The sequence below is a fragment of the Mesorhizobium sp. M0011 genome (genome assembly GCF_040324155.1).
GTDB lineage: Bacteria > Pseudomonadota > Alphaproteobacteria > Rhizobiales > Rhizobiaceae > Mesorhizobium.
In genome coordinates, this window is the sequence record NZ_JAMYVQ010000009.1 from 196,172 (window position 1) to 218,492 (window position 22,321).

The 22,321-nt window shown below is 63.6% G+C and carries 19 protein-coding genes; 11 read left to right on the forward strand and 8 right to left on the reverse strand.

The window, feature by feature from the left end; translation table 11 throughout:
• Positions 1–204: 204 nt before the first annotated feature.
• Both NKK51_RS13445 and NKK51_RS13450 read right to left on the reverse strand, forming a co-directional pair.
• The gene (locus NKK51_RS13445; RefSeq protein WP_352553282.1) at positions 205–4,056 is read right to left on the reverse strand and encodes a DUF7929 domain-containing protein; all 3,852 of its coding nucleotides are present in this window, start codon (positions 4,054–4,056) and stop codon (positions 205–207) included.
• A gap of 10 nt (positions 4,057–4,066) precedes the next feature.
• A complete protein-coding gene (locus NKK51_RS13450) occupies positions 4,067–6,052 on the reverse strand; it encodes a hypothetical protein (RefSeq protein ID WP_352720945.1) in 1,986 nt (661 codons plus the stop codon).
• A gap of 489 nt (positions 6,053–6,541) precedes the next feature.
• Between NKK51_RS13450 and dnaK the strand changes: the two genes are divergently transcribed.
• From dnaK to NKK51_RS13495, 9 genes are all read left to right on the forward strand, one after another.
• On the forward strand, positions 6,542–8,458 hold the full coding sequence (gene dnaK / locus NKK51_RS13455) for a molecular chaperone DnaK (protein WP_023810872.1): 1,917 nt from the start codon (positions 6,542–6,544) through the stop codon (positions 8,456–8,458).
• 212 nt (positions 8,459–8,670) lie between these two features.
• Positions 8,671–9,801 carry a molecular chaperone DnaJ gene (gene dnaJ / locus NKK51_RS13460; RefSeq protein ID WP_023810873.1) on the forward strand — a complete coding sequence of 377 codons (1,131 nt, stop codon included), beginning with the start codon at positions 8,671–8,673 and terminating at the stop codon, positions 9,799–9,801.
• Between the two features lie 166 nt (positions 9,802–9,967).
• A complete protein-coding gene (gene pmtA / locus NKK51_RS13465) occupies positions 9,968–10,573 on the forward strand; it encodes a phospholipid N-methyltransferase PmtA (RefSeq protein WP_128305147.1) in 606 nt (201 codons plus the stop codon).
• 316 nt (positions 10,574–10,889) lie between these two features.
• Positions 10,890–11,486 (forward strand): NADPH-dependent FMN reductase, encoded by a 597-nt coding sequence (locus NKK51_RS13470; RefSeq protein WP_023814188.1) that lies wholly within the window; start codon positions 10,890–10,892, stop codon positions 11,484–11,486.
• A gap of 11 nt (positions 11,487–11,497) precedes the next feature.
• The gene (gene pyrF, locus NKK51_RS13475; protein ID WP_164893035.1) at positions 11,498–12,211 is read left to right on the forward strand and encodes an orotidine-5'-phosphate decarboxylase; all 714 of its coding nucleotides are present in this window, start codon (positions 11,498–11,500) and stop codon (positions 12,209–12,211) included.
• Between the two features lie 32 nt (positions 12,212–12,243).
• Positions 12,244–12,531, forward strand: a complete 288-nt coding sequence (locus NKK51_RS13480) for a DUF1330 domain-containing protein (protein ID WP_023762651.1) — start codon at positions 12,244–12,246, stop codon at positions 12,529–12,531.
• A gap of 581 nt (positions 12,532–13,112) precedes the next feature.
• Positions 13,113–13,433 (forward strand): ArsR/SmtB family transcription factor, encoded by a 321-nt coding sequence (locus tag NKK51_RS13485; protein ID WP_056592605.1) that lies wholly within the window; start codon positions 13,113–13,115, stop codon positions 13,431–13,433.
• Positions 13,430–13,912, forward strand: a complete 483-nt coding sequence (locus NKK51_RS13490; protein ID WP_128305149.1) for an SRPBCC family protein — start codon at positions 13,430–13,432, stop codon at positions 13,910–13,912. The genes NKK51_RS13485 and NKK51_RS13490 overlap by 4 nt, the downstream gene beginning before the upstream one ends.
• A 2-nt stretch (positions 13,913–13,914) precedes the next feature.
• The gene (locus tag NKK51_RS13495) at positions 13,915–14,331 is read left to right on the forward strand and encodes a GFA family protein (protein ID WP_128305150.1); all 417 of its coding nucleotides are present in this window, start codon (positions 13,915–13,917) and stop codon (positions 14,329–14,331) included.
• Between the two features lie 36 nt (positions 14,332–14,367).
• On the opposite strand, the gene NKK51_RS13500 is transcribed toward NKK51_RS13495, so the two are convergent.
• The 6 genes from NKK51_RS13500 to NKK51_RS13525 all read right to left on the reverse strand — a co-directional run bounded on the left by NKK51_RS13500 (position 14,368) and on the right by NKK51_RS13525 (position 20,310).
• Complete coding sequence (locus NKK51_RS13500) at positions 14,368–15,435, reverse strand: D-alanine--D-alanine ligase family protein (protein ID WP_352553285.1); 1,068 nt, start codon at positions 15,433–15,435, stop codon at positions 14,368–14,370.
• A 126-nt stretch (positions 15,436–15,561) separates the two neighbouring features.
• On the reverse strand, positions 15,562–16,443 hold the full coding sequence (locus NKK51_RS13505) for an SMP-30/gluconolactonase/LRE family protein (RefSeq protein WP_352553287.1): 882 nt from the start codon (positions 16,441–16,443) through the stop codon (positions 15,562–15,564).
• Complete coding sequence (locus tag NKK51_RS13510) at positions 16,440–17,081, reverse strand: 2-dehydro-3-deoxy-6-phosphogalactonate aldolase (protein WP_352553289.1); 642 nt, start codon at positions 17,079–17,081, stop codon at positions 16,440–16,442. The genes NKK51_RS13505 and NKK51_RS13510 overlap by 4 nt, the downstream gene beginning before the upstream one ends.
• Positions 17,078–18,031 carry a 2-dehydro-3-deoxygalactonokinase gene (locus tag NKK51_RS13515; protein ID WP_352553291.1) on the reverse strand — a complete coding sequence of 318 codons (954 nt, stop codon included), beginning with the start codon at positions 18,029–18,031 and terminating at the stop codon, positions 17,078–17,080. Before NKK51_RS13515 ends, NKK51_RS13510 begins: the two co-directional genes overlap by 4 nt.
• Positions 18,028–18,795, reverse strand: coding sequence for an SDR family NAD(P)-dependent oxidoreductase (locus NKK51_RS13520; RefSeq protein ID WP_024502164.1), 768 nt, complete (start codon positions 18,793–18,795; stop codon positions 18,028–18,030). The genes NKK51_RS13515 and NKK51_RS13520 overlap by 4 nt, the downstream gene beginning before the upstream one ends.
• A gap of 165 nt (positions 18,796–18,960) precedes the next feature.
• Positions 18,961–20,310 carry a putative bifunctional diguanylate cyclase/phosphodiesterase gene (locus tag NKK51_RS13525; RefSeq protein ID WP_128305156.1) on the reverse strand — a complete coding sequence of 450 codons (1,350 nt, stop codon included), beginning with the start codon at positions 20,308–20,310 and terminating at the stop codon, positions 18,961–18,963.
• A gap of 230 nt (positions 20,311–20,540) precedes the next feature.
• On the opposite strand from NKK51_RS13525, the gene gshB reads away from it, so the two are divergent.
• Together gshB and NKK51_RS13535 are read left to right on the forward strand one after the other, a co-directional pair.
• Positions 20,541–21,482 (forward strand): glutathione synthase, encoded by a 942-nt coding sequence (gshB, locus tag NKK51_RS13530; RefSeq protein ID WP_352553293.1) that lies wholly within the window; start codon positions 20,541–20,543, stop codon positions 21,480–21,482.
• Between the two features lie 235 nt (positions 21,483–21,717).
• Positions 21,718–22,308, forward strand: a complete 591-nt coding sequence (locus tag NKK51_RS13535) for an NAD(P)H-dependent oxidoreductase (protein ID WP_128305158.1) — start codon at positions 21,718–21,720, stop codon at positions 22,306–22,308.
• Positions 22,309–22,321 lie beyond the last annotated feature (13 nt).

The window sequence follows — 22,321 nt, forward strand, 5'->3', positions numbered from 1 at the left end:
TCCGAGTGTCCTTCTCGTTCGGCCACCCTATCGACTGCCTAATGTGCCACAGCCGACTTGTCGAGGGTGCAGGCGCGGGCACCGCGCAGGCTGACGTGCCAGCATCCCCGATCACGTGCGGCCAATTCCCGCTTGCCCCCACAGCTACGAAGAAAAACCCGCCGAATTGCTCCGGCGGGTTTCTGGTCTCGTGTCGAGCAGTGGTTATTGCTGCTGGAGCTTCAGGATTCTGTCTTGAGCCGGATCCTGCCGCTGTTCGACCTGCGGCCTGCTCCGTGGCAGTACCTGCTGCAGCAGCAGGCCGGGGTTGAGCTCCAGCGACGGTTGTCCGCGGACGGGCCGGCAGTTCGGATAGCGCCCGATCGTGCCTTCCGGGCAGCGCCGCCTGATGATCGGCTGGCATTGGCCGTTGATCATCTGCGAGCCCGGTGCGCATTCCACCTCCTGTCTGGGCTTGCGGCATGCGCCGTTGATCACCTGCGTCCCACGCGGGCAGACACACTCGCCGCGCTTGTTGTGGACCTGGCCGCGTATGTCGCATTGCTCCTGCGTCGGCTGCTTGCGCCGGCAGGCATTGCCCCGCACCTCGGTACCCCTCGGGCAGACACAAATGCCGTTGGCGTCGTGGACCTGACCACGGATCGTGCACTGCTCAGGCTTTGGCCGGATCGGACGGCAGGCGCCGTTTCTGACCTCGGTACCCCTTGGGCAGACACAATCGCCATCCGCGTCGTGGATCTGACCACGGATGATGCACTGCTCAGGCTTTGGCCGGATCGGGCGGCAGGCACCATTGCGCACCTCGGTCCCTCTCGGGCAGACGCAGTCTCCATCGGCGTCGTGAACCTGACCACGGATCGTGCACTGCTCAGGCTTTGGCTGGATCGGGCGGCAGGCATTGCCCCTGATCTCGGTTCCCCTGGGGCAGACACAATCGCCATCCGCATTGTGGACCTGGCCACGGATGGTGCACTGCTCGGGCTTGTCGGTCCTGACACATCTGCCGTTCTCGAGCCCGGTTCCGCGTGGGCAGACGCAACGGCCGTCCTCGGTGCGGATCTGGCCTTCGAGCAGCACACAGCGCTTCGGCTGTTCCGGCTTCGGCACGATACCACCGCCCGGCGAGCACTGGCCGTTGCGGTAGGTGGTGCCTTCCGGGCAAACGCAGCGGCCGGCATCGTTCATGACGAAGCCTTGCGAGCATTCCTTCTTCGTCTCCTGGCCAATGGTGAAGGGATGGCAGGCATAGGCCTTGCCGCGATCGCCCTCGATGTTGGCCTGGTCGTCGGAAAGCACGTCGCCACCGCCTTGCACCCGTGTGTCGGGAGAGAGCACGCCGACGCAGTTCTGGCCGCTGACATTGCCCTGCAGATTGGCCAGGCGACCGTCGTCGGGAATGACCACGGTGACATGGTGCACCCGGCTTTCGCCGGCGCCGAGCGACAAATTGGCAATGCAGGACAGTGGCAAGATTGCCGGTTCCGGCGAACAGCCAAAGGGCGGATCGATCGACGTGATCTCAACGCCTTCCAGCCTGCCGAGACCCTCCACGCCGATCGCATCGCCAATGCGGACCGGCCCGGAGAAGGGGGTCGTTCCGTCATTGGTGATGGTGATCTCGAACGAACAGGGTTGGCCGAGCCTGCATTCACGGTCGCCGGTCTTTTCGACACGGATGGTCGAAGAACCGCCGCCCTTGGCGCAGGCCTGGCCAAAGGGATAGACGACGTCGTCGCCCGGTGCCGGCCCATAGGAGCCGCGCGCGCAGTTTTCGAACGCGCCATTGGCCGAGACCGTCACGTCGAAGTGGCGGCTGGTTCCAGGTACCATGACGGCACCGGGAATCTGGCACGACAGCGCGTTGGCCGGAACCGGTCCACACGCCCATTCCGCACCGTCAGGGGTGACGGTTTGGATCTGGACAGGCGCGCCGCCGGCAACCAGCGTGGCGGCATCGTTGACCCGCACCGGGCCGGTGGGGGCAGCGGTGCCAAGGCTGATGACGGTGATGCGGCAAGAGATGACCGCAGCGCCGGCGAGCGAGCCGTTGCACACCTTGGTGATGCGCAAGGTCGGCTTGCCGCCATTGGGATGACGGAAGCGTTCCTTTGCGCAGGCCTTGTTGTTGGTGAGATCGTTTTCACCGGGGATGGGCTTCACCGTCGCGCAATTCTCGACAGTGTCCGACTGGTAGCCGGCCGGCATGACCGCCTTGACGACGATCGGCGTCGAGCCGCCCGGAGGCAGCGAGATGCCCGCATTGTCGCAGCGGAACAGCCCGGGGCCGGTTGGTGCGCAGGTCCATGGCGGGCTCGGGCCGAAGGTCGAGGAGGCTGGCGCGCCGCCGGGATAATTGTCGATGACCGTCAGCGGTCCATTGTAGGTGGCGCTGCCGTTGTTGATGATGTCGATCACGAAGTAGCAGATGCCGTCGGCCGTGCAGACCGGGATACGGGCACGCTTCTTCAGGATCAGGTCGACCTTCTTTTCGACCGGCGGCCGGCAGTCGCGGTCACGGTCGCCACGTCGGCAGACCGGGATCGAGGCACAGCCGCGGTCGTTCGACTGGCTGCCGAACAGTGGCTTGTCGCTGGCGCCGTAATTATAGGTGGCGCAGTTGCGCAAGACGCTGCCTTGCCAGCCTCCGGCCGGCTTGAAGCCGAGCTTGAGGTCGACGGAGGCCCCCGGATTGAGCGTGGTCACCGGATGGGTGCAAATCATAGGGGTGGTGCCGGGTACGCAGACCCAGGGCGGATTGGGCCCTGAATCGAGTGTCGAGCCGGCCGGCAGCGTCACCTCGTCGAGCACGATCTTGCCGTGGTAGGCACTGGTGCCGACATTGGTGACCCTGATGGTGAAGTCGCAGCCGCCGCCCATCGTGCAACGCGTCACGTCGGCGCGTTTCTCAACCTTGAGGTCGGGCTCCTTGTCCTTGGGCGGGCACCTCTGGTCACGCGGGATGACGATGTCGATGGTCTGCGTGCAGCACAGGCCCCAGCCTTCCTTCGGACCGGCATAGGTTTCGATGCCGGTGACGATGAGGTGGATGACGTCGCCGGGCGATGCGCCGACGATCTTCCAGTTGAGCACACCGCCGCCCGCCGGCACCAGTTGCGTGTCGGGGATGATGGTGATGCCTGATGTGGTCGTCGAAACCTGCACCCATTTGCCGCCCATCTCCGGGCCGACCGGCATGTGGTAGATGAAGGCACCGCCGCCGGGCACGCAATCGACCGTGCCGCGTTCCACCTTGAAGCATTCCTTGCCGGGAGGTGGCGGCGGTGGGTTGCACTTGGTGACGTCGATCTTGATCGAGGTCTTCACGCCGGTCTTGAAATCGCCGTCGTCGGGCTTGCTCGGATCCTGCGACGGGATGATGGTCCCGGTGCCCGGTCCGGCGGTCACCTTGATCATCCCCTGGTTGTCGACGATCGTCGGCGCGGGAAATGCCGCATGATCGATCTTGGCCGTGATCTTGAAGTTGATGACGCGCTCGTTGGGAGCGCCGGCGCCGTCGAGATCGGAAGTGGAGATGCGGAAGTCTGAAACAACAGCGGTATCGTTGGGACCCGCCGAGGTGCTGATCGTCGCGCCCGGCAGTGGTCCGCCGGATGAATCCGTGCCGTCGCCGGACACATTGACGTTGACGATCTCAAGGCCGTGCGGAAGCTGGTCCTTGAAGTCGACCCGGACCTTCTTCAGCCTGGCCTCAAGGCTCGGGTCGGCAAGGCCCTGCGGATCGCCGCGCAGGCCGAAGCTCAGCGAATAGACGACGTAGTCGCAGCCTCGTTGAGTGCCTTTCTTGGTGAAGAAGGGCACGACCCGGTCGGGCCTCGGAGTGATGACGCGCGAACTGTCGAGATCGAGCTTCAGCTCCGGGGTGATCGGGGCAGCGCCTTCCGCAAAGCCTTGCACCGGGGTTAGCATGGCGACCGCGATACCGGCCGCCATCAGCCAGCGCGCGCCGCGCCTGGCGTATGACAGGGGTTTCATGATCGTCTCCACGATGGTTTCTTGAGTGTTGGTTGCGAATGGGGAGAGTGCGAGATTTTTCATCTTCCCCTCCTCAACGTTCGCAGCTGACGGCTGGGGTTCGGAGCGGCAAGATCATCTTGCAGCAAGGGTAGTAGCCACCCTTGTCCTTGTCGGACTTCCTGTAGAAGCAAAGTCCAACATCCACTCTGTCGCCCGGATAGTGGCCAGTAATGTCGATCGTGTAAGGCTGGCCGGGCGCATGCGACTGGGATGATGTCACCCCGACGCCTGGCGTCCTGGACTTTGTCTCATTCGAAGGTTGGGCCTTTATCGAATCGCCGCCGAAGCCGGCACGGTCATGGAGATAGAGATCGGCCTGGAGGCCGCGAGGCGTACAGTAATACCTGATATCCTCGACATCGATGCACGGAGGCAGATTGCCGGGCGGTGGGAAGTCCGGCGGGTAGAAGGGGGGCAGGTAGCCGCCCGGGATTTCTTCATAATAGCCGGCGCGGCCCTCGCAAGGATGCCAGACGGCAACGTCGCCGACATGACCCTCGACCGCCGGGTCTTCGAAATAGCCGTCGAAGTCGACGAACCAGGAGCCGAAGGGCGGCACATTGGCCGGCTTGACCAGCTCTTTCGGCGTGATCTGCACGCCGTGCACGGCGAGCGGCCCGCCGGCGGCGAGCTGTTCGGCGAGAGCCGGATTGTCGCGCAATTTGTCGCCGGTGTTGACCAGCGTCTGCGTGCAGACCGATGTGTCGAGAGTGCCGTCGGAATCATAGCCATACTGCAGGTCGAGACCGCCGGCCGACTGCCGGTTGCCCTGCGGGAAGCCGACCGCATATTCCTGCGGCACTTCGACCCAGACCGATTCCGTTTCCGGATCGTCCGGGTTCTCTCTGAAGTAGCGGATGACCTCGCCCTTGCCGGAATCGGCGAACTGGCTGTAATCGTAGCGGTTCTCGACCGGGCCGCGCTGGGCCAGGTACATGAAGCCGCTGTTGTCGAAGGCGATGTCGGTGACGGCGTAGTCCTTGTCGGCCTTGACCGTCAGTTCCCAACGCGGGTCGCCGGCAAAACTGCCGTTGCGGGCAATGCCCACCGACCAGATTTCAGACTTTTCACCGACCGAATAATAAAGCCGGCCGCCATGATAGGAGACGGCCCAGATGCGGCGCTCGTCCTGCGTGTAGCCCCAGCTGTCGGGGTCTTCGCTGTCGAAAGCCGCACCCTGTATGTCCATCACCGAACCATCGTCGGCGATCGGAGCTAGCCCATGCGCCGGGCGCCCGGCAACGCCGTGGTCGAAGCTGTCGATCAGCGTACCGGTGGCATCGATGCGATGGATCAGGCCGGTGTCGAGATCGGAAGCGAAGAACTGGCGATGAGCGGCGTCGAAGGTGAGATTGCCGATACCGGGACCGCTGTTGGTGTCGATGTCGGCAAACTTGGAGACCTGGCCGGTGATGCCGTCGATTTTCCAGATGGTGCCCGGCCCGCCACCGTTTTCGGTGCCGAACTGGCCGTCCATGAAGGTGGCGCCGGCCGCGCCGCGGCGTTGCCGCTCGGGGCGGCCGTCATCATCGGCGTCAAGGGTGACGATACGGATGCCGTGCAGCGAGGTGGCGCCGGCATAGAGATTGGGAATGCCCGATGGAACGCCGTCGCGCACGCCGTCATCATAGGTGACGCCGAACACCTGGCCGATCTGCTCCGCCGTCACCTCGAGGGGCGGCGGGGTGTTGACCAGTTGCCCGGAGGCCGGGCCGCCCAGATGCGAGACGTCGAACACGCGCAAGGTGGCGCGCGTGGTGTCGATGAAGGTTTCGTCGACCGGATCGACGCCGGGCGGCAGGCCCCCTTTTTCGGAATCAGGGGGGTCGAAATTGGGAATGACGGTGCCGGAAAACCCGGTCACCGCCATCGAACCGGGATAGATGATCCGGGTTTCCTGCGCCTGGGCGGCGCCCAGCCACAGGCCGAGTGCCAGCGCCAGCAACCCGCCTGGATGCACAGCGCGGCGCAAGCCGCCATCAAGAGACGACACGAACGAGCCGCGGATGCGAGACATGACACTACCCCCCGTAGTCGACGGGAGAACGTCGGGTCTGGCCGCGCAAATCAGGGCAAGGCGCGGCGGTCCGGCTCGTTCTTCCCTGATCGAATTGTCTGCTTTCCTCAAAATCACGATACGCCTGCTCTTACGCAGGGTCAACGGAATCAGCGGGAAGCCCAGCGCATCGACCTCGTCCCGAAGGCGTTGGTCGCGCCGAGCTCCTGTTGTTCCCGGAGACCGCAGAGCCTCTGGGTTATTGGTCATGGGGGCTTCCTTTCCGGGCCGCACCATGCGGCACCTGGAGATCAGTCGCGGGCGGAGGTGGAAAGGTTCATGGAAGCCTTGCGCAGAATGCTTGCGCGCGATGCCGCCTGTTCTTATATACGCGCCAAGCCGTTCGGCGCCGGAATGCCGGTTGCCGGAACGGGATTTCTTGTGAACAGGGGCTTTCGTCGGAACGCCTGTACGGGTCCTGAGAGCCTGCTTAGCGGAGAGACTAGAAAAATGGCAAAAGTAATCGGTATCGATCTCGGCACCACCAACTCCTGCATCGCCATCATGGATGGCAAGGAGCCGAAGGTAATCGAGAATGCGGAAGGCGCGCGCACGACGCCTTCCATCGTCGCCATCTCGGGCGACGACGAACGTCTGGTCGGCCAGCCGGCCAAGCGCCAGGCGGTCACCAATCCTGAAAACACCATCTTCGCGGTCAAGCGCCTGATCGGCCGCCGCTATGACGATCCGGTGACGGAGAAGGACAAGAAGCTTGTCCCCTACAAGATCGTCAAGGGCGACAATGGCGATGCCTGGGTCGAGGCCGGCGGCAGGAAGCAGTCGCCCTCGCAGATTTCGGCCATGATCCTGCAGAAGATGAAGGAGACGGCGGAAGCCTATCTCGGCGAAAAGGTCGAGAAGGCGGTCATCACCGTTCCAGCCTATTTCAACGACGCCCAGCGCCAGGCGACCAAGGACGCCGGCAAGATCGCCGGCCTCGAAGTGCTGCGCATCATCAACGAGCCGACCGCGGCAGCGCTTGCCTATGGCCTCGACAAGAAGGAAGGCAAGACCATTGCCGTCTATGACCTTGGCGGCGGCACGTTCGATATTTCGGTGCTCGAAATCGGCGACGGCGTGTTCGAGGTCAAGTCGACCAATGGCGACACCTTCCTCGGCGGCGAGGATTTCGACATGCGCCTGGTCGAATACCTGGCGGCCGAGTTCAAGAAGGAACAGGGTATCGACCTGAAGAACGACAAGCTTGCCCTGCAGCGCCTCAAGGAGGCGGCTGAAAAGGCCAAGATTGAGCTGTCGTCGACCACCCAGACCGAGATCAACCTGCCCTTCATCACCGCCGACGCGACCGGGCCGAAGCACCTGACGCTGAAGCTGACGCGCGCCAAGTTCGAGCAGCTGGTCGACGACCTGGTCCAGCGCACGATTGCCCCTTGCAAGGCGGCGCTCAAGGATGCCGGCCTGAAGGCCGGCGAGATCGACGAAGTCGTCCTGGTCGGCGGCATGACCCGCATGCCCAAGATCCAGGAGATCGTGAAGCAGTTCTTCGGCAAGGAGCCGCACAAGGGCGTCAATCCGGATGAAGTCGTTGCTCTCGGCGCCGCCATCCAGGCCGGCGTGCTGCAGGGCGACGTCAAGGACGTGCTGTTGCTCGACGTGACGCCGCTGTCGCTCGGCATCGAGACGCTGGGTGGCGTGTTCACCCGCCTGATCGAGCGCAACACGACGATCCCGACCAAGAAGAGCCAGGTGTTCTCGACGGCCGAGGACTCACAGTCGGCCGTGACCATCCGGGTCTTCCAGGGTGAGCGTGAAATGGCCGCCGACAACAAGGCGCTCGGCCAGTTCGACCTGGTCGGCATTCCGCCGGCGCCGCGCGGCGTGCCGCAGATCGAGGTCACCTTCGATATCGACGCCAACGGCATCGTCAACGTTTCGGCCAAGGACAAGGGCACCGGCAAGGAGCACCAGATCCGCATCCAGGCATCGGGCGGTCTTTCGGACGCCGACATCGAGAAGATGGTCAAGGACGCCGAGGCCAATGCCGAGACCGACAAGAAGCGGCGTGCGCTGGTCGAGGCCCGCAACCAGGCCGAAGCGCTGCTGCATTCCTCGGAGAAGTCGCTGAAGGAATATGGCGACAAGGTTTCGGAAGGCGAGCGCACGGCGATCTCCGACGCGATCGCGGCGCTTAAGACCGCGACCGAAGGCGACGACCCGGCCGACATCGAAGCCAAGAGCCAGGCGCTTGCCGAGGCTTCGATGAAGCTTGGCCAGGCCATGTACGAGGCTTCGCAGAAGGAAGCGGCGGAAGCCGACGCCAAGGCGGACGCCGCCAAGGACAGTGACGTTGTGGACGCCGATTTCGAGGAAATCGACGAGGACGACGACAAGAAGAAGTCGGCCTGAACCGTTTGACGGCAAGATAAAGCGAAAAGCCCGGCGAAGGCCGGGCTTTTTTGCAACCCCTTGCAGAAAAACAGCTGGCCTTGCTGAAAAAATGCAGGCAAGGCCGCGTCGACACTGGCATCGCCCTTCCATCGCACCTAAATCGAAGCGTCAGTGCCGGCAAGAGACGCAACAATGCTTCAAGACGTTGAGCATCCGGACAGCGGGAAAAAATGAAAGCTGATTTCTACGAGACGCTGGGCGTCCAAAAAGGCGCCGACGAGAAGGAGCTCAAGAGCGCTTTCCGCAAGCTCGCCATGCAGTTCCATCCCGACCGCAACCCCGGCGATCATTCCTGCGAGCACAAGTTCAAGGAAATCAACGAAGCCTACGAGACGCTGAAGGACCCGCAGAAGCGCGCGGCCTATGACCGCTTCGGCCACGCCGCCTTCGAACAGGGCGGAATGAATGGCGGCGCGCAAGGTTTCGGCGCCGGCGGTTTCGCCGATATCTTCGAGGACATTTTCGGCGACATGATGGGCGGGCGCCAGCGCCGCTCGTCGGGCGGCCGCGAGCGCGGCGCCGACCTGCGTTATAACATGGAAATCACCCTGGAAGAGGCTTTTGCCGGCAAGACCGCGCAGATCCGGGTGCCGGCGTCGATCTCCTGCTCCGAATGTTCGGGCAGCGGCGCCAAGCCCGGCACCCAGCCTGTCACCTGCTCGATGTGCAACGGCCACGGCAAGGTGCGCGCCACGCAAGGGTTCTTTTCGATCGAGCGGACCTGCCCGCAATGCCAGGGGCGCGGCCAGACGATCAAGGATCCGTGCCCGAAATGCGCCGGCCAGGGCCGCGTCACCGAGGAGCGTTCGCTGTCGGTCAACATCCCGGCCGGCATCGAGGACGGCACCCGCATCCGTCTTGCCAATGAGGGCGAAGCCGGCCTGCGCGGCGGGCCATCGGGCGATCTCTATATTTTCCTGGCGGTCAAACCGCACGAGTTCTTCCAACGCGACGGCGCCGACCTGTATTGCAAGGTGCCGATCTCGATGACCACAGCCGCCCTTGGCGGCTCCTTCGAGGTGACGACGCTGGACGGGACGCAGACCAAGGTCAAGGTGACCGAAGGCACGCAGAACGGGCGCCAGTTCCGCCTCAAGGGCAAGGGCATGCCTGTGCTGCGCCAGCCCAATATCGGCGACCTCTACATCCAGACCGCGGTCGAGACGCCGCAGAACCTCACCCGCCGCCAGCGCGAACTGCTGGAGGAGTTCGAACAGCTCTCCTCGCAGGACAATTCGCCACAATCGAGCGGCTTTTTCGCCCGCATGAAGGATTTCTTCGAGTCGTTCGGCGAACGTTGATGCACTTTGGCCCGCCTAAGCCGATTTGCAACGCGTAAATCCTTGAATCTCGTCACCCCTTGAGACGCGACGAAAATTATCTTATCCACGACATGCGTCCGGCCGCGCCTTGCCTAGCACCGCTCAGGTGCTAAGTAACTTGCGGGGAGCGCTGAGGAGAGCTTGCATGACACGTGGCCCTGGACTGCGGAAGGCGCTTGTCGAAAAGTTCGACGACGAACTCAAATTCTTCAAGGGCTGGATCGACAAGCCGAAGGCGGTTGGTTCGATCGTGCCGACCAGTTCGGTCACCGCGCGCAAGATGGCCTCGATCGTCAATCCTAAATCCGGCCTGCCGGTGCTCGAGGTCGGTCCCGGTACCGGCGTCATCACCCGCGCCATCCTGGCCCAGGGCGTGCGGCCCGAGAACCTCTACGCAGTCGAGTATTCCACGGATTTCGTCCGTCACCTGCGGCGACTCTATCCCGGCGTCAACGTCATCGAGGGTGACGCCTTCAACCTCAACGCCACGCTTGGCGACAAGAGCGGGATGATCTTCGATTCCGTCGTTTCCGGCGTGCCGCTGCTCAACTTCCCGGTCGCCCAGCGCATTGCCTATATCGAAAGCCTGCTCGACCGCATCCCGGCCGGACGGCCGATCGTGCAGCTGACCTACGGCCCGATGTCGCCGATCCCGGCCGGCCGTGGCAATTATACGGTCAAGCATTTCGATTTCATCCTCCGCAACATCCCGCCGACCCAGCTGTGGATCTACCGCCGCGAAGCGCATTAATTTCTCGGCGCAGGGTTGTTCGCGGATCGCCAGTGCTCACCGCATACCTTGGCGATGGCGGGAACGTCCCTCGCTTCGTCATCCACGGGCGGAGCAAGGAGCGCAGCGACGCAGCGCAGACCCGAGGATCCATGCCGCGACTTCCGAGCGCCGCTACGGCGCAGAATTCTGTTCCGCTGCACTCCTGGATAGCTGTCACGGAATGGATTCCAGGGTCTCCACGACGGAGCTTCGCTCCTGCTTCGCCCAAGGATGACGAAGTTGGCGTTGATTTGCTCGATCCTTGGCTGTACCTGTCCGGGAACAAGGGTGGCCAATGGCAGTGATCCCGAAAATCCTCGTCTTCGCCGGCTCGGTTCGCAGCGGCGCCTATAGCGGCAGGACCGCCGACGTGGCGCAGAAGGAACTCGCCATGCAGGGCGCCGAGGTGACCCGCATCTCGCTTGCCGACTACCCCCTGCCGATCATGGACGAGGATTTGGAAAAGGAAAAAGGCGTTCCTGAAAACGCCCAGAAACTTGGCCGTCTGGTGATCGCCCATGACGGGCTGCTGATCGCCACGCCCGAATATAACGGCTCCATTCCGCCGCTGCTCAAGAACACGATCGACTGGGTGAGCCGGGTGCGCAGGGATGGCGGCCGGCCGGTGAGGCCGCTGGCCGGCAAGGTCGCCGGCCTCTGTTCGTCCTCCAGCGGGCACTTTGCCGGCATCCGCTGCATCAACCATCTGCGCGCGGTGCTGGTGCGCTGCCAGATGGAGGTGGTGACGCCGGAATGCTCGGTGCCCGACGGCGGCGGCGCCTTCGACGAGGATGGAAACTTCCGTGACGAAAGACTGCACAAATCGATGGAGCACCTATGCCGCACCCTGATCGAAACCTCGCGCATGCTGTCCACCCGGATCGAGGCGTGATCGCAACGACGATGCAGGCACAATCCATACAGGCACGATCCATGCAGGAAAGACTGATAGTCGGCCTCGATGTCCCGACCGTGAGGGAGGCCGAGCAGGCGGTGCGCGAACTCGACGGCGTCGTCTCCTTCTACAAGATCGGCTACCAGCTTGCCTTCGCCGGCGGGCTCGATTTCGCCAGGGAACTGGCCAGCGGCGGCACCAAGGTTTTCCTCGACATGAAGCTGCTCGACATCGACCACACGGTGGCCAAGGGCGTCGAGAACATCGTCAAGATGGGCATGACCATGCTGACCATCCACGCCTATCCCAAAGCGATGGCGGCGGCGGTGGAAGCAGCGCGCGGCAGCAATCTTTGCCTGCTTGCCGTCAGCGTGCTGACCTCGATGGACGAGCAGGACATGATCGACGTCGGCTATGAGTACGACCCGCATACGCTGGTGCTGCGGCGCTCGGAACAGGCGCTGCATGCCGGCATGGGGGGCATCGTCTGCTCGGCCGCGGAAGCCGAAGCGGTGCGCCGCATCGTCGGCCCCGACATGGCGGTGGTGACGCCCGGCATCCGGCCGGCGGGCAGCGATCATGGCGACCAGAAGCGCGTGGTGACGCCGGGCCAGGCGATCCGCAACGGCGCCAGCCATCTCGTCGTCGGCAGGCCTATCATTGCTGCGGCCAACAAACGGGAAGCGGCCGAAGCCATCCTCGACGAGATGCGCTCGGCCTGAGATTTCCAAGAACAAGTTCGGAGACCAAGAAAATGCCCAAGGGATACTGGATCGCCCGTGTCGATGTGCGCGACGCGGAAGGCTACAAGGACTACGTCGCCGCCGCCAAGCCTGCCTTCGAGCGCTTCGGCGCGAAGTTCCTGGCGCGCGGCGGAGAGCATGAAAAGGCCGAAGGCCCCGGCCGGGCACGCAATGTCATCATAGAGTTCGAATCGCTCGCCGCCGCGCATGATTGCTACCATTCGCCGGAATACCAGCGCGCCGTCGCCATCCGTCAGAAGGTCGCCGACGGCGAGATCGTTCTGGTCGAGGGCGCCTAAAATCCGCCTCGAGCAGTTTTGACGAATCGCGGGTGTGACGGACGGCATACCTTGGCGATTGCCGCAAACGCCCAGCGCCTTCGTCATCCACGGGCGAAGCAAGGAGCGTAGCGACGCAGCGCAGACCCGAGGATCCATGCCGCGACTTCAAAGCGTTGCAGCGGTGTAGAATTCTGCTCCGCTGCATTCTTCGGCCAAGGTCGCGGCATGGATCCCAGAGTCTCCGCGACGGAGCTTCGCTCCTGCTTCGCCCTAGGATGACGAAGTTGGGAGGCTTCGGCCAATCTCGAACGCTTAGGATGGTCCACCAACGAACGATGAAATCTCGGCCGTCGATAGGCACCTGTCAAATCCCTGCTGCAGCGCTAGTAGCAGGACTTCAGACGAAATCCTGCAGGTTTACGTCCGCAGTTTGGCGCCGCTAAGCAGGGCTCCGACATCAGGTACATGGCCGGGGCGGCCCATCGCGCAATCAACGTCCGAGTCCGAATAGCCGCATCCAGTCTTGCGATGCGGGGCGAACTGTAGGTTGACATGCAGGTATTTACCTGCATATTATGCCTTACAACAGAGTGAGGCAGATGGACGCCGACAAGGTTTTCAAAGCGCTGGGCGACCCGACACGCAGAAGGCTGCTTGACCTTCTGTGCGAGCAGAACGGGCAGACGCTCGGTCAGCTTTGCGAAAACCTGGACATGGCCAGGCAATCCGCCACCCAGCACCTCGATCTGCTGGAGGCGGCCAATCTGGTGAGCACGGTCAAGCGCGGCCGCGAAAAGCTGCATTTCATCAATCCCGTGCCCTTGCACGAAGTCTACGAGCGCTGGGTACGGAAATTCGAACGGCAGCGGCTCAGCCTGCTGCACGACCTGAAGCAAGAACTCGAAGGAGAAGACCAATGACCAGGGAAACGACCAGCTTTGTCTACGTGACCTATATCCGCTCGACGCCGCAGAAGGTGTTCGAGGCCATAATCAAGCCCGATGTCGCAAAGCGCTACTGGGGTCACGAGAACGTCTCCGAATGGACGCCGGGCTCGAAATGGGAGCATATCCGCGCCAATGACGAACGGACCGTCGAACTCGTCGGCAATGTCGTCGAGGTTTCGCCGCCGACCCGCCTCGTCATCACCTGGGCGAACGCTTCGCAGGCCGACGATCCGTCAAAAACGAGCCGGGTGACGTTCGCCATCGAGGAATACGACACCATGGTGCGGCTGACCGTCAGCCATGACGAACTCGAAGCCGGTAGCGGCATGGCGAAAGGCGTCAGCCAGGGCTGGCCGGCGGTGCTGTCGAGCATGAAATCCTTCCTCGAAACCGGCAGCGGCATCGACATTTTCGCCAAGCCGAAATCAGCCCTGATCGCCGCGGGAGAATAACGATGACCAAACGCTATACCGGCGGCTGCGCATGCGGCGCGATCCGTTACGAAACCAATGACGAGCCGATCTTCCAGAACCACTGCCAGTGCAGCGATTGCCAGAAGCGCTCAGGCACCGGCCACGGATCCTACCTGACCTTCGGCCAGCGCACCGATATGGCAATTACCGGGGAGGTGAGCACCTGGCGCGTGGCGGGCGCCAGCGGCAATGAAAAAATCCACACCTTCTGTCCAACCTGCGGAACGCCGGTCTTTTTGATATCCGTCGCCATGCCGGAATTCATAGCGGTCCACGCGGCCAGCCTCGACGATCCGGAACAGTTCAGCCCGCAGATGGTGACCTACACGAGCCACGGCCATGCCTGGGACAAGATGGATCCGTCCTTGCAGGCGGCCGAGCGAATGCCTGGCGGGTAGCGTCTGCTGGTTAGCCCGCCGACACAAGGCGCACAGCTATCGGTCGACACCGGTCAGCCGGCTGGCCGCAGTTTCGGCCATGGCGTCGGCCAGATCGAGGCCCCATTGCTGGCGGCAATAGGCGCGAAAATCGAAGCAGGGCAGGCCGGGGCAAACCTCGAACTCGATGAGGTGGACGGTGTCGTCGGCCTCGACCCTGAGATCGATGGAAAACACATCGCGCAGGCCGAGCCCGCTCATCAGCCGCCCGGCGATCGCACGTATCGTGGCGTCGGCGGCCGGCTGGCTGTCGGCAACCGCAACGAGCTCCGGTTCGGCGTAATGTCCCTCCGCCTTCGCTGCCTCGCCGGTGTCGCCGTAGAGCGCCAGGCTGTCCGCCATGGTCTGGAAATCGGCGCCTGAATCGACAAAAGCCACGCCAAGCGCTTCGACCCCGGCGCCTGGCACCAGGCCGAGGAAACTGGCGCGCACGTTGCGGCCGGCGACATAGGGCTGGACGACGACATCGTCGCGATAGGCCGAAAAGACGCGCCGGCTGAGTTCCAAAGCGTGGGCGAGATCGCAACAGCGCGAATCCGGCCAGATGCCGATCTTGGCGCCGAGCCGGTTGGGCTTGACGAACCAGCCGGCGGGCGAGGCCGGCGGCTCGACCAGCCATTGGCCGTCGCGCGCAAGCCCGGCCTGCGGCACCGGCAGGCCGAGTGCGCCGAGCACGGCGCCGGAGCGGAACTTGTCCTGGCAGAGTGCGAACAGCGCATCATCTGCGCCGATCGTCTTGAAACCGCCCAATCGCGCCAGAGCGGGCGCCGCGCCGCCGCGAAAATAGGCGATGCCGTCGGTCAGCGTCCAGACCAGCGTTGTGCTGGGATGCTCGCCGGCGAGCACGCCGGTGGCCTCGTCCAGCGCCACCGGCGTGAACGACAGGCCGCGTGCCTGGCAGGCACGGCCAAGCACGTCGAATTCGGGGGCGAGGTCGGTCGACTGCGCCAGATAGGACGCGATTTCGCCGGCACGCTGCGGCGCATGACCGTCGGCGACCAGACGGTCCAGGCAGGCCTTTTCCGGCTCATGGACGAGGATCAGTTTCGGCTTGCGGCTGGGCATGAGATGACGATCCCCGGCAGTAGGATCGCCTACCATCGCATGGTCAAGCCGTCAGGCTCTCGTGAAACCGACACGGCGCGGGCGGTTGCGTGACAACGCACCGTCCAACCGCAGAATCCAGTTCGCTCAGGCGATCAGCACGCGCGGCTCGAAGCGGCCATTGACGGGAATATCGAGCACAAAGGTCATGCCGCCCTGCAGATCCAGCAGACGCTGCTTTTCATCCTTGCCCGACCAGGCGGAGGTAACCGCCAGCCGGTCGGCATTGGCGCCGACAAAGGCCGGGCAGGACGGTTGCGTCACCGGCATGGCGACCGTGCGGACGAGCTTGCCGTCGGGTCCGTAGGCTTCGATGACGCTGCCGCCCCAGACGGCGTTCCACAGGATGCCGTCGCGGTCGAGCACGGACCCGTCGATATAACCCTTGGCCGAGCGGTGATCGACGAACAGCTTCGGCTCACCGGCAGGCAGGCCGGTCGCCGGGTCGCAGGCGACACGCATCAGCAGCCCGGTCGAGGTATCGGTGTAGTAGGCGATTGCGCCATCCTCGGTAAAACAGATCGAATTGGAGACGGTGATGTCCGAAAACAGCCGGCGCAGTTCGCCTCTGAAAAACCAGTAGATCGAACCCGCACCCTTTTCCTCGCCCTTGCCCATGGTGCCCATCCACAAGGCGCCGCAGGGATGGACCCGGGAATCGTTGGAGCGCGTGACTGGATTGTCGGCCTCGACAGACGTGTGCAGCGTCAGTCTGCCGGTCGCGACCTCGCGGACATAAAGGCCGGTCTCGGCGGCGATAAGCTGGCGCTTGTCGTCGATGACGGCGATAGCGCTCGCCATCTGGCCAAGCTCATGGACGGTGGTCGCGCCGCCGGAAAGCCGCTTTTCCAGGAGCTGACCGTTGACGATGTCGAACCAGTAGAGCGTATCGGTGGCGGGATCGTAGCTCGGCCCCTCGCCGAGCTGGCAGACGTGATCGGAAAAAACCGTAACGATCGCTTCGCTCATCCTGCTTCTCCGAACACCGCATCCCAGGCCGCCACGGCAGCATGCGCACGCGCGGCCACCTCGTCGACGCTCATGCCCGGCTTGAACAGGCTGGATCCCAGTCCAAAGGCGGTAACGCCGGCCGCCTTGTAGCCGGCAAAATCTTTTTCGGAGACGCCGCCGACGGCACCGACCAGCGTTTGCGCCGGCAACACGGCGCGCATCGCGGAAATGCCGCCGGCACCCAGCACGCTCGCCGGGAAGAATTTCAGGGCCGAGGCGCCGAGCTTGATCGCCAGCAAGGCTTCGGTCGGCGTGAACACGCCGGGCATCGTCACCATGCCGTAATGCATGGCGCGCGCCATCACCTCGGCATCGATGTTGGGGCTGACCAGCAGCCGCCCGCCCGCCTTGTGCAGACCATCGACATCGGCTGGCGTCAGCACTGTGCCGGCGCCGACCAGCGCCGTTTTCGGCAGCACTTGGACGATGCGGGCGATCGACGAGAACGGTTGCGGTGAGTTCAGCGGCACTTCGATCGCCTCGATGCCGGCATCGAACAGCGCCTGGCCCATGGCCATCGCCTCGGTGGGCTTGAGCCCGCGAAGGATGGCAACCAGGCCGCGCTTGAGCTTGGGGAAAGGTGCGGTCTGGCTCATCGGGCTGCTCCAATTCTGGCGATCATGCCGTTCTCGCGCGCCGCCTCGACGAGACCGGCACGCACCGCCTCATCAGCATCGACGGTCCGGACCTTAAGCCCGGCAAAACCAAGTGCGGCCTGGTAGAGCGCGGCGAGCGCGCCGGACGCAATCAGCACCACGGGTTCCGTCCCAGCGCCATGCCGGCGGCTGGCGGAGGCGATCTCGCCGCCGATCAGTAGGCCGGACAGGCAGGCGGCGGCATCGTCGGCTTTCAAATCCTGCAGCAGGCCGGCGGCGCGGATGGAAAACAGCCGCGAGGTGACATCGCCGCCCTCACCCAATGCGGTTTCGCACCAGCGGCGGAAGAACGGATTGTCGGATGTGACGGGCTTCGGATGTTCGCCGAGCGAATGGCGCAGGATCGAATGCGCGGCAAGCACGGAAAACAGCTCACCGGTCGGCCAGGTGCCGAAGCCGGCAACCGCGCCATCCTCGACCAGCACCCATTTCGAATGGGTGCCGGGCATGCAGACCAGCTGGCGCCCCTTGGCCGGCAGGCCGGCGCCGGCAAGCTGGGTTTCCTCGCCGCGCATGACGTCGGGCGCATCGGTCAGCCGCTGGGCAAGACCCGGAACGATGCGGATGTCGCGGCTCTGGCCGGGCACGCTGGCAGCACCTGCAAGGATGGCACCGATCGGCGTCGGCACCGTGACATAGGGTGCTTCGAGCCAGCCCTGGCGGGATCCGGCCATGCCGCAGATGATGACGGGCAGCGCCGCTGGTGCTCCCATCGCCGCCAGGTGCCCTTCGAGGATGGTCGAAAAGCCCTTTTGCTGGGCGGTGATCAGGCCATCATCGCCACGGCGTTCGGCAAGCACCTTGCCTTGCCCATCGATCAGCCAGACCCGCATGCGGGTCGTGCCCCAGTCGACGGCGGCGACCGCCGGTGCGTTGCCGGCTGGGTTCACAGGAAACCTCCATCGACGACCAGCATCTGCGCGGTCAGCATGCGCGAGGCGTCCGAGGCGAGGAACAGCACCGTGCCGACGATGTCGTCGGGCTGCATCACCTGCTTGATGCACTGCTTGGCAACATGGGCGGCAAGCCCCTGTTCGGTCACCCAGAGCTCCTTCTGCCGCTCGGTGATCACCCAGCCGGGCGCAATGGCGTTGACGCGGATGCCGTCCACACCGAGCTTGCCGGCCAGCCCCTTGGTCAGACCGAGGATGCCGGCCTTGGCGGCCGTGTAGGACGGCATGTCGGGGTGGTTGATCAGATAGGATGTCGAGGTGAAGTTAATGATCGAGCCGCCGCCGGCCCGCTTCATGCCCGGCGCCACCGCCTGCGCAGTGAAGAAATGCGGCCGCAGATTGATCGCCTGGTTGTTGTCCCAGAACTCGACCGTCACATCCTCGACGGCGTGGCGTTCATCCCAGGCCGCATTGTTGACCAGCACGGTGACATCGCCATGCGCCTCGGCCGCCTTCGCGGCGGACGCACGCAGAGCCTCGACGTCGCGCAAATCGGTCTTGAGATAGAGCGGCCGGCGGCCGAATTCTTTCTCGATGCGGTCGGCAAGAGCCGTGCTTGGGCCATCGGCGATGTCGATGAAGGCGACATTGGCGCCCTGGCGCACAAACCCCTCGGTCAGTGCCGCGCCAATTCCGGAGCCGCCGCCGGTGATCAGCACCGAGGCTCCTTCGAGGTCGGCAAAATGCGCCGATGGCATCATCGTTCCTGTCTCCCAGCGTGATCGGCGCGCATCCTAGCCACGCAAGGCGCGCGGGCAAGGGCGAACCGCCGGATTTCAGGGCTTATGTCAGACAAAACGACAATACGCCGCGCTGGACACCCGAGGTGAAGTCACCAGGATCGCAAACCGCTTCGAGATCGCCGGTCAGATCGCCTTGGCGCGCAGGGCCCCGCGGAAGGAATCACGGAGATAGCCGAGCGTGGCGTCGGCATCGACGGGCTTGCCGAACAGATAGCCTTGCCCGCCGGCACAGCCGAACTGGACGAGGCGGTCGGCCTGCGCTTCCTGCTCGATGCCTTCGGCGACGACGTCCATGCCAAGCCCCTCGCACATTGCGAGAATGGCGCGGATGATGTGCTCCGAGGGACGGTCGTCGAGAATGGAGGAGACGAAGGCGCGATCGATCTTGAGCTTGTCGAAATGGAATTCGCGCAGACGGCCGAGCGAGGACTGGCCGGTGCCGAAATCGTCGAGCGAGACGCGGATGCCGACGCGCCGCAGATCCTCGACGATCTGCGCCGCAGAGGCCGGGTCGTTCATCAGGCCGGTCTCGGTGATCTCGATCTCCAGCCGGCGCGGATCGAAGCCGGTGCGGTCGAGGATCGCCAGTATGTGCAGGCCGGTGTTCTGGTCGACGAGCTGCGATGGCGACAGGTTGAACGACAGGAACAGGTCCTTCGGCCAGCTCCTGGCGGCCTCGGTCGCCTTGCGCAGCACCAGTTGCGACAACGGGCCGATGATGCCGCGCTCCTCGGCGATGGGAATGAAGACGGTCGGCGGCACCGAGCCGAGGTCGCGATCTGTCCAGCGCGCCAGCGTCTCGAAGCCGATGGTGCGGCGCGTGTTGAGGTCGACGATGGGCTGGAAATGCGGCTCGACCTCGCCGGCCGAGACAGCCCGGCGCAGCGCCTGTTCGATGCGGGTGACGCGCTTGGCCGCCTCTTCCATCTCACGGGTGTAGACGACGACGCGGCCACGGCCGGAACGCTTGGCGTGATAGAGCGCCGTCTCGGCCTTGTTGATGAGGATTTCCGTGGTCTCGTCGCCGGAATAGAACAGCGAGCAGCCGACCGAGGCCGAAAGCCTGGCGGTGCGTTCGCCGACATCGTAGGGCGCCGACAGGATCTCGATCAGCATGCGGGACTTTTCGGCCGCTGCATCCTCGCTGAACACCAGGGGATAGAGAAAGGCGAATTCGTCGGCGCCGATGCGGCAGACCGTGGAATGGCCGTCCATCGAGGCGCGCAGCCGCATCGCGACCTGGATCAGGATGTCGTCGCCGGCCTTGTGGCCGAACAGATCGTTGATCGGCTTGAAGCCGTCGAGGTCGAGAATGCCGACGGTAAAGGGCGCGGGATCCTCGGCACGGTCGGCGATCAGGCGATCGACCTTGTCGAAGAAGCGGCGATGGTTGCCAAGCCCGGTCAACGGATCGGTGAATGCCAGATCCGTGCTCTCCCTGTTTGCCTGACCGGTGCCAAACGAAGTTTGCATCGGTGTCCCTGTTTTGTGACGTCGGAATTTATTTTCAGACTGGCAGCAAACCCTTTAGGAAACGTATCGCGAGATCGATTTTCCACGGGCAACCGCGACTGTTTCGAAGGATCGATGAAAGCAGCGCATTCGGGTGTCGGATGCCAATCCTAGGAATGTCGCGATTGGCAGACGGGCAGTGAGCCTGTACAGGCAAGACAGTCGTCCATCCGAGCCGCCGGAGACCCGCCATGAAGCTGAAAATCGCCGTCCAGATGGACCACATCTCCACCGTGTCGATCGCCGGCGACACCTCATTCGCGCTGTCGCTGGAAGCGCAGCGGCGTGGCCATGAGCTGTTCCACTACACGCCGGATCGGCTGTCGTTGCGCGACGGCAAGGTGTTTGCCCGCATCGAGGAAATGCAGGTGCGCGACGAGAAGGGCAGCCACTATTCGCTGGGCGAGAAGGTGCGCACCGATCTGTCGGAGATGGATGTCGTGCTGCTGCGCCAGGATCCACCCTTCGACATGAACTACATCACCACCACGCACATCCTGGAGCGCATCCATCCGAAAACGCTCGTGGTCAACGACCCGGCCTGGGTGCGCAACAGCCCCGAAAAGATCTTCGTCACCGAATTTGCCGACCTGATGCCGGACACGCTGATCACCAAGGATCCACTCGAAGTTGCCGCCTTCCGCAAGGAGTTCGGCGACATCATCATCAAGCCGCTGTACGGCAATGGCGGCGCCGGTATCTTCCACATGCTGGAGGCCGACCGCAACCTTGCCTCGCTGCTGGAAATGTTCGGCCAGATGTTCCGCGAACCCTATATCGTGCAGCGCTATCTCAAGGACGTGCGCAAGGGCGACAAGCGCATCATCCTGATCGACGGCGAGCCGGTCGGCGCCATCAACCGGGTGCCGGCCGAACACGATTCCCGCTCCAACATGCATGTCGGCGGCCGCGCCGAAAAGACCGAACTGACGGCGCGCGAACGCGAGATCTGCGCCCGCATCGGTCCATCACTGAAGGAGCGAGGCTTCATCCTGGTCGGCATCGACGTCATCGGCGACTACATGACCGAGATCAACGTGACCTCGCCGACCGGCGTGCGCGAGGTCAAGCGCTTCGGCGGCGCCGACATCGCCAGCCTGTTCTGGGACGCGGTCGAGGGCAAGCGCGGGTAAGCCGTTTTCATTTTGTCTTAACCATGTTCCGGTTTCTGCAACCGGCCACAACCCAGCCGCGACCGGCGCGGCTGCATATTCTTGTAATGTTCCTCATTTGATCAGGCGATTGTATAAGCCCGCTGCGGATCGACACCGGCGATGGGCTTCCCTCCCCGCCACTGACCTTGCTGTTTCCACTTGGTTGCGCGACGGCTAATATGTGCGTGTAATTCGAAGCCTGAAGGCCCGCGCCATGAAAATCAATGTCGTCTACGCGCATCCACTAGCCGACAGTTACCAGGCGGCGCTCCACAAACGGGTCGTTCAGACCCTCAAAGCCAGGGGTGACGAGGTCGTTGATTTCGATCTCCATCAGATGAAGTTCGATCCTGTGATGCATGCCGAAGAAAGACATGGCCACTTTGACCCTGCCCAGGCACCCAGCGACTTGCAGGTTTACATCGACGCGTTGAGATGGGCGGAGGCATGCGTTTTCTGCTTTCCGACATGGTGGTCAGGCATGCCCGCAATCTTGAAGGGTTATTTTGATCGAGTTTGGCGACCGGGGGTGGCTTACGAGTTGCCGGCAGACGGTGGCGTGATCAAGCCGGCGCTATTGAACATCCGGCGGATGGGCGTTGTTACCACATGCGGGTCGCCGTGGTGGTATACTGAACTGTACATGCAAAACCCGGGAAGGAAGGTGCTGCTGCGCGGTCTCAAGACTATGTGCGGCCGCAACGTGAGGCACCTCTACCTGACGAGATATTCCGTCGAAAACATCTCTGATGACCAGAGGGAAATGTTCGCCCGCAAGGTGGAGCGCCTGTTCGACAAATTCTAGCCATCTATGCTCG

Coding starts and splice junctions, on each gene's coding strand:
- NKK51_RS13525 (WP_128305156.1), bottom strand. CDS start 20,310: ATGCAAACTTCGTTTGGCACCGGTCAGGCAAACAGGGAGAGCACGGAT.
- NKK51_RS13505 (WP_352553287.1), bottom strand. CDS start 16,443: ATGAGCGAAGCGATCGTTACGGTTTTTTCCGATCACGTCTGCCAGCTC.
- NKK51_RS13470 (WP_023814188.1), top strand. CDS start 10,890: ATGGCAGTGATCCCGAAAATCCTCGTCTTCGCCGGCTCGGTTCGCAGC.
- NKK51_RS13450 (WP_352720945.1), bottom strand. CDS start 6,052: ATGTCTCGCATCCGCGGCTCGTTCGTGTCGTCTCTTGATGGCGGCTTG.
- dnaJ (WP_023810873.1), top strand. CDS start 8,671: ATGAAAGCTGATTTCTACGAGACGCTGGGCGTCCAAAAAGGCGCCGAC.
- NKK51_RS13535 (WP_128305158.1), top strand. CDS start 21,718: ATGAAAATCAATGTCGTCTACGCGCATCCACTAGCCGACAGTTACCAG.
- pmtA (WP_128305147.1), top strand. CDS start 9,968: ATGACACGTGGCCCTGGACTGCGGAAGGCGCTTGTCGAAAAGTTCGAC.
- NKK51_RS13485 (WP_056592605.1), top strand. CDS start 13,113: ATGGACGCCGACAAGGTTTTCAAAGCGCTGGGCGACCCGACACGCAGA.
- NKK51_RS13480 (WP_023762651.1), top strand. CDS start 12,244: ATGCCCAAGGGATACTGGATCGCCCGTGTCGATGTGCGCGACGCGGAA.
- pyrF (WP_164893035.1), top strand. CDS start 11,498: ATGCAGGCACAATCCATACAGGCACGATCCATGCAGGAAAGACTGATA.
- NKK51_RS13495 (WP_128305150.1), top strand. CDS start 13,915: ATGACCAAACGCTATACCGGCGGCTGCGCATGCGGCGCGATCCGTTAC.
- NKK51_RS13520 (WP_024502164.1), bottom strand. CDS start 18,795: ATGATGCCATCGGCGCATTTTGCCGACCTCGAAGGAGCCTCGGTGCTG.
- dnaK (WP_023810872.1), top strand. CDS start 6,542: ATGGCAAAAGTAATCGGTATCGATCTCGGCACCACCAACTCCTGCATC.
- NKK51_RS13510 (WP_352553289.1), bottom strand. CDS start 17,081: ATGAGCCAGACCGCACCTTTCCCCAAGCTCAAGCGCGGCCTGGTTGCC.
- NKK51_RS13445 (WP_352553282.1), bottom strand. CDS start 4,056: ATGAAAAATCTCGCACTCTCCCCATTCGCAACCAACACTCAAGAAACC.
- NKK51_RS13500 (WP_352553285.1), bottom strand. CDS start 15,435: ATGCCCAGCCGCAAGCCGAAACTGATCCTCGTCCATGAGCCGGAAAAG.
- NKK51_RS13490 (WP_128305149.1), top strand. CDS start 13,430: ATGACCAGGGAAACGACCAGCTTTGTCTACGTGACCTATATCCGCTCG.
- gshB (WP_352553293.1), top strand. CDS start 20,541: ATGAAGCTGAAAATCGCCGTCCAGATGGACCACATCTCCACCGTGTCG.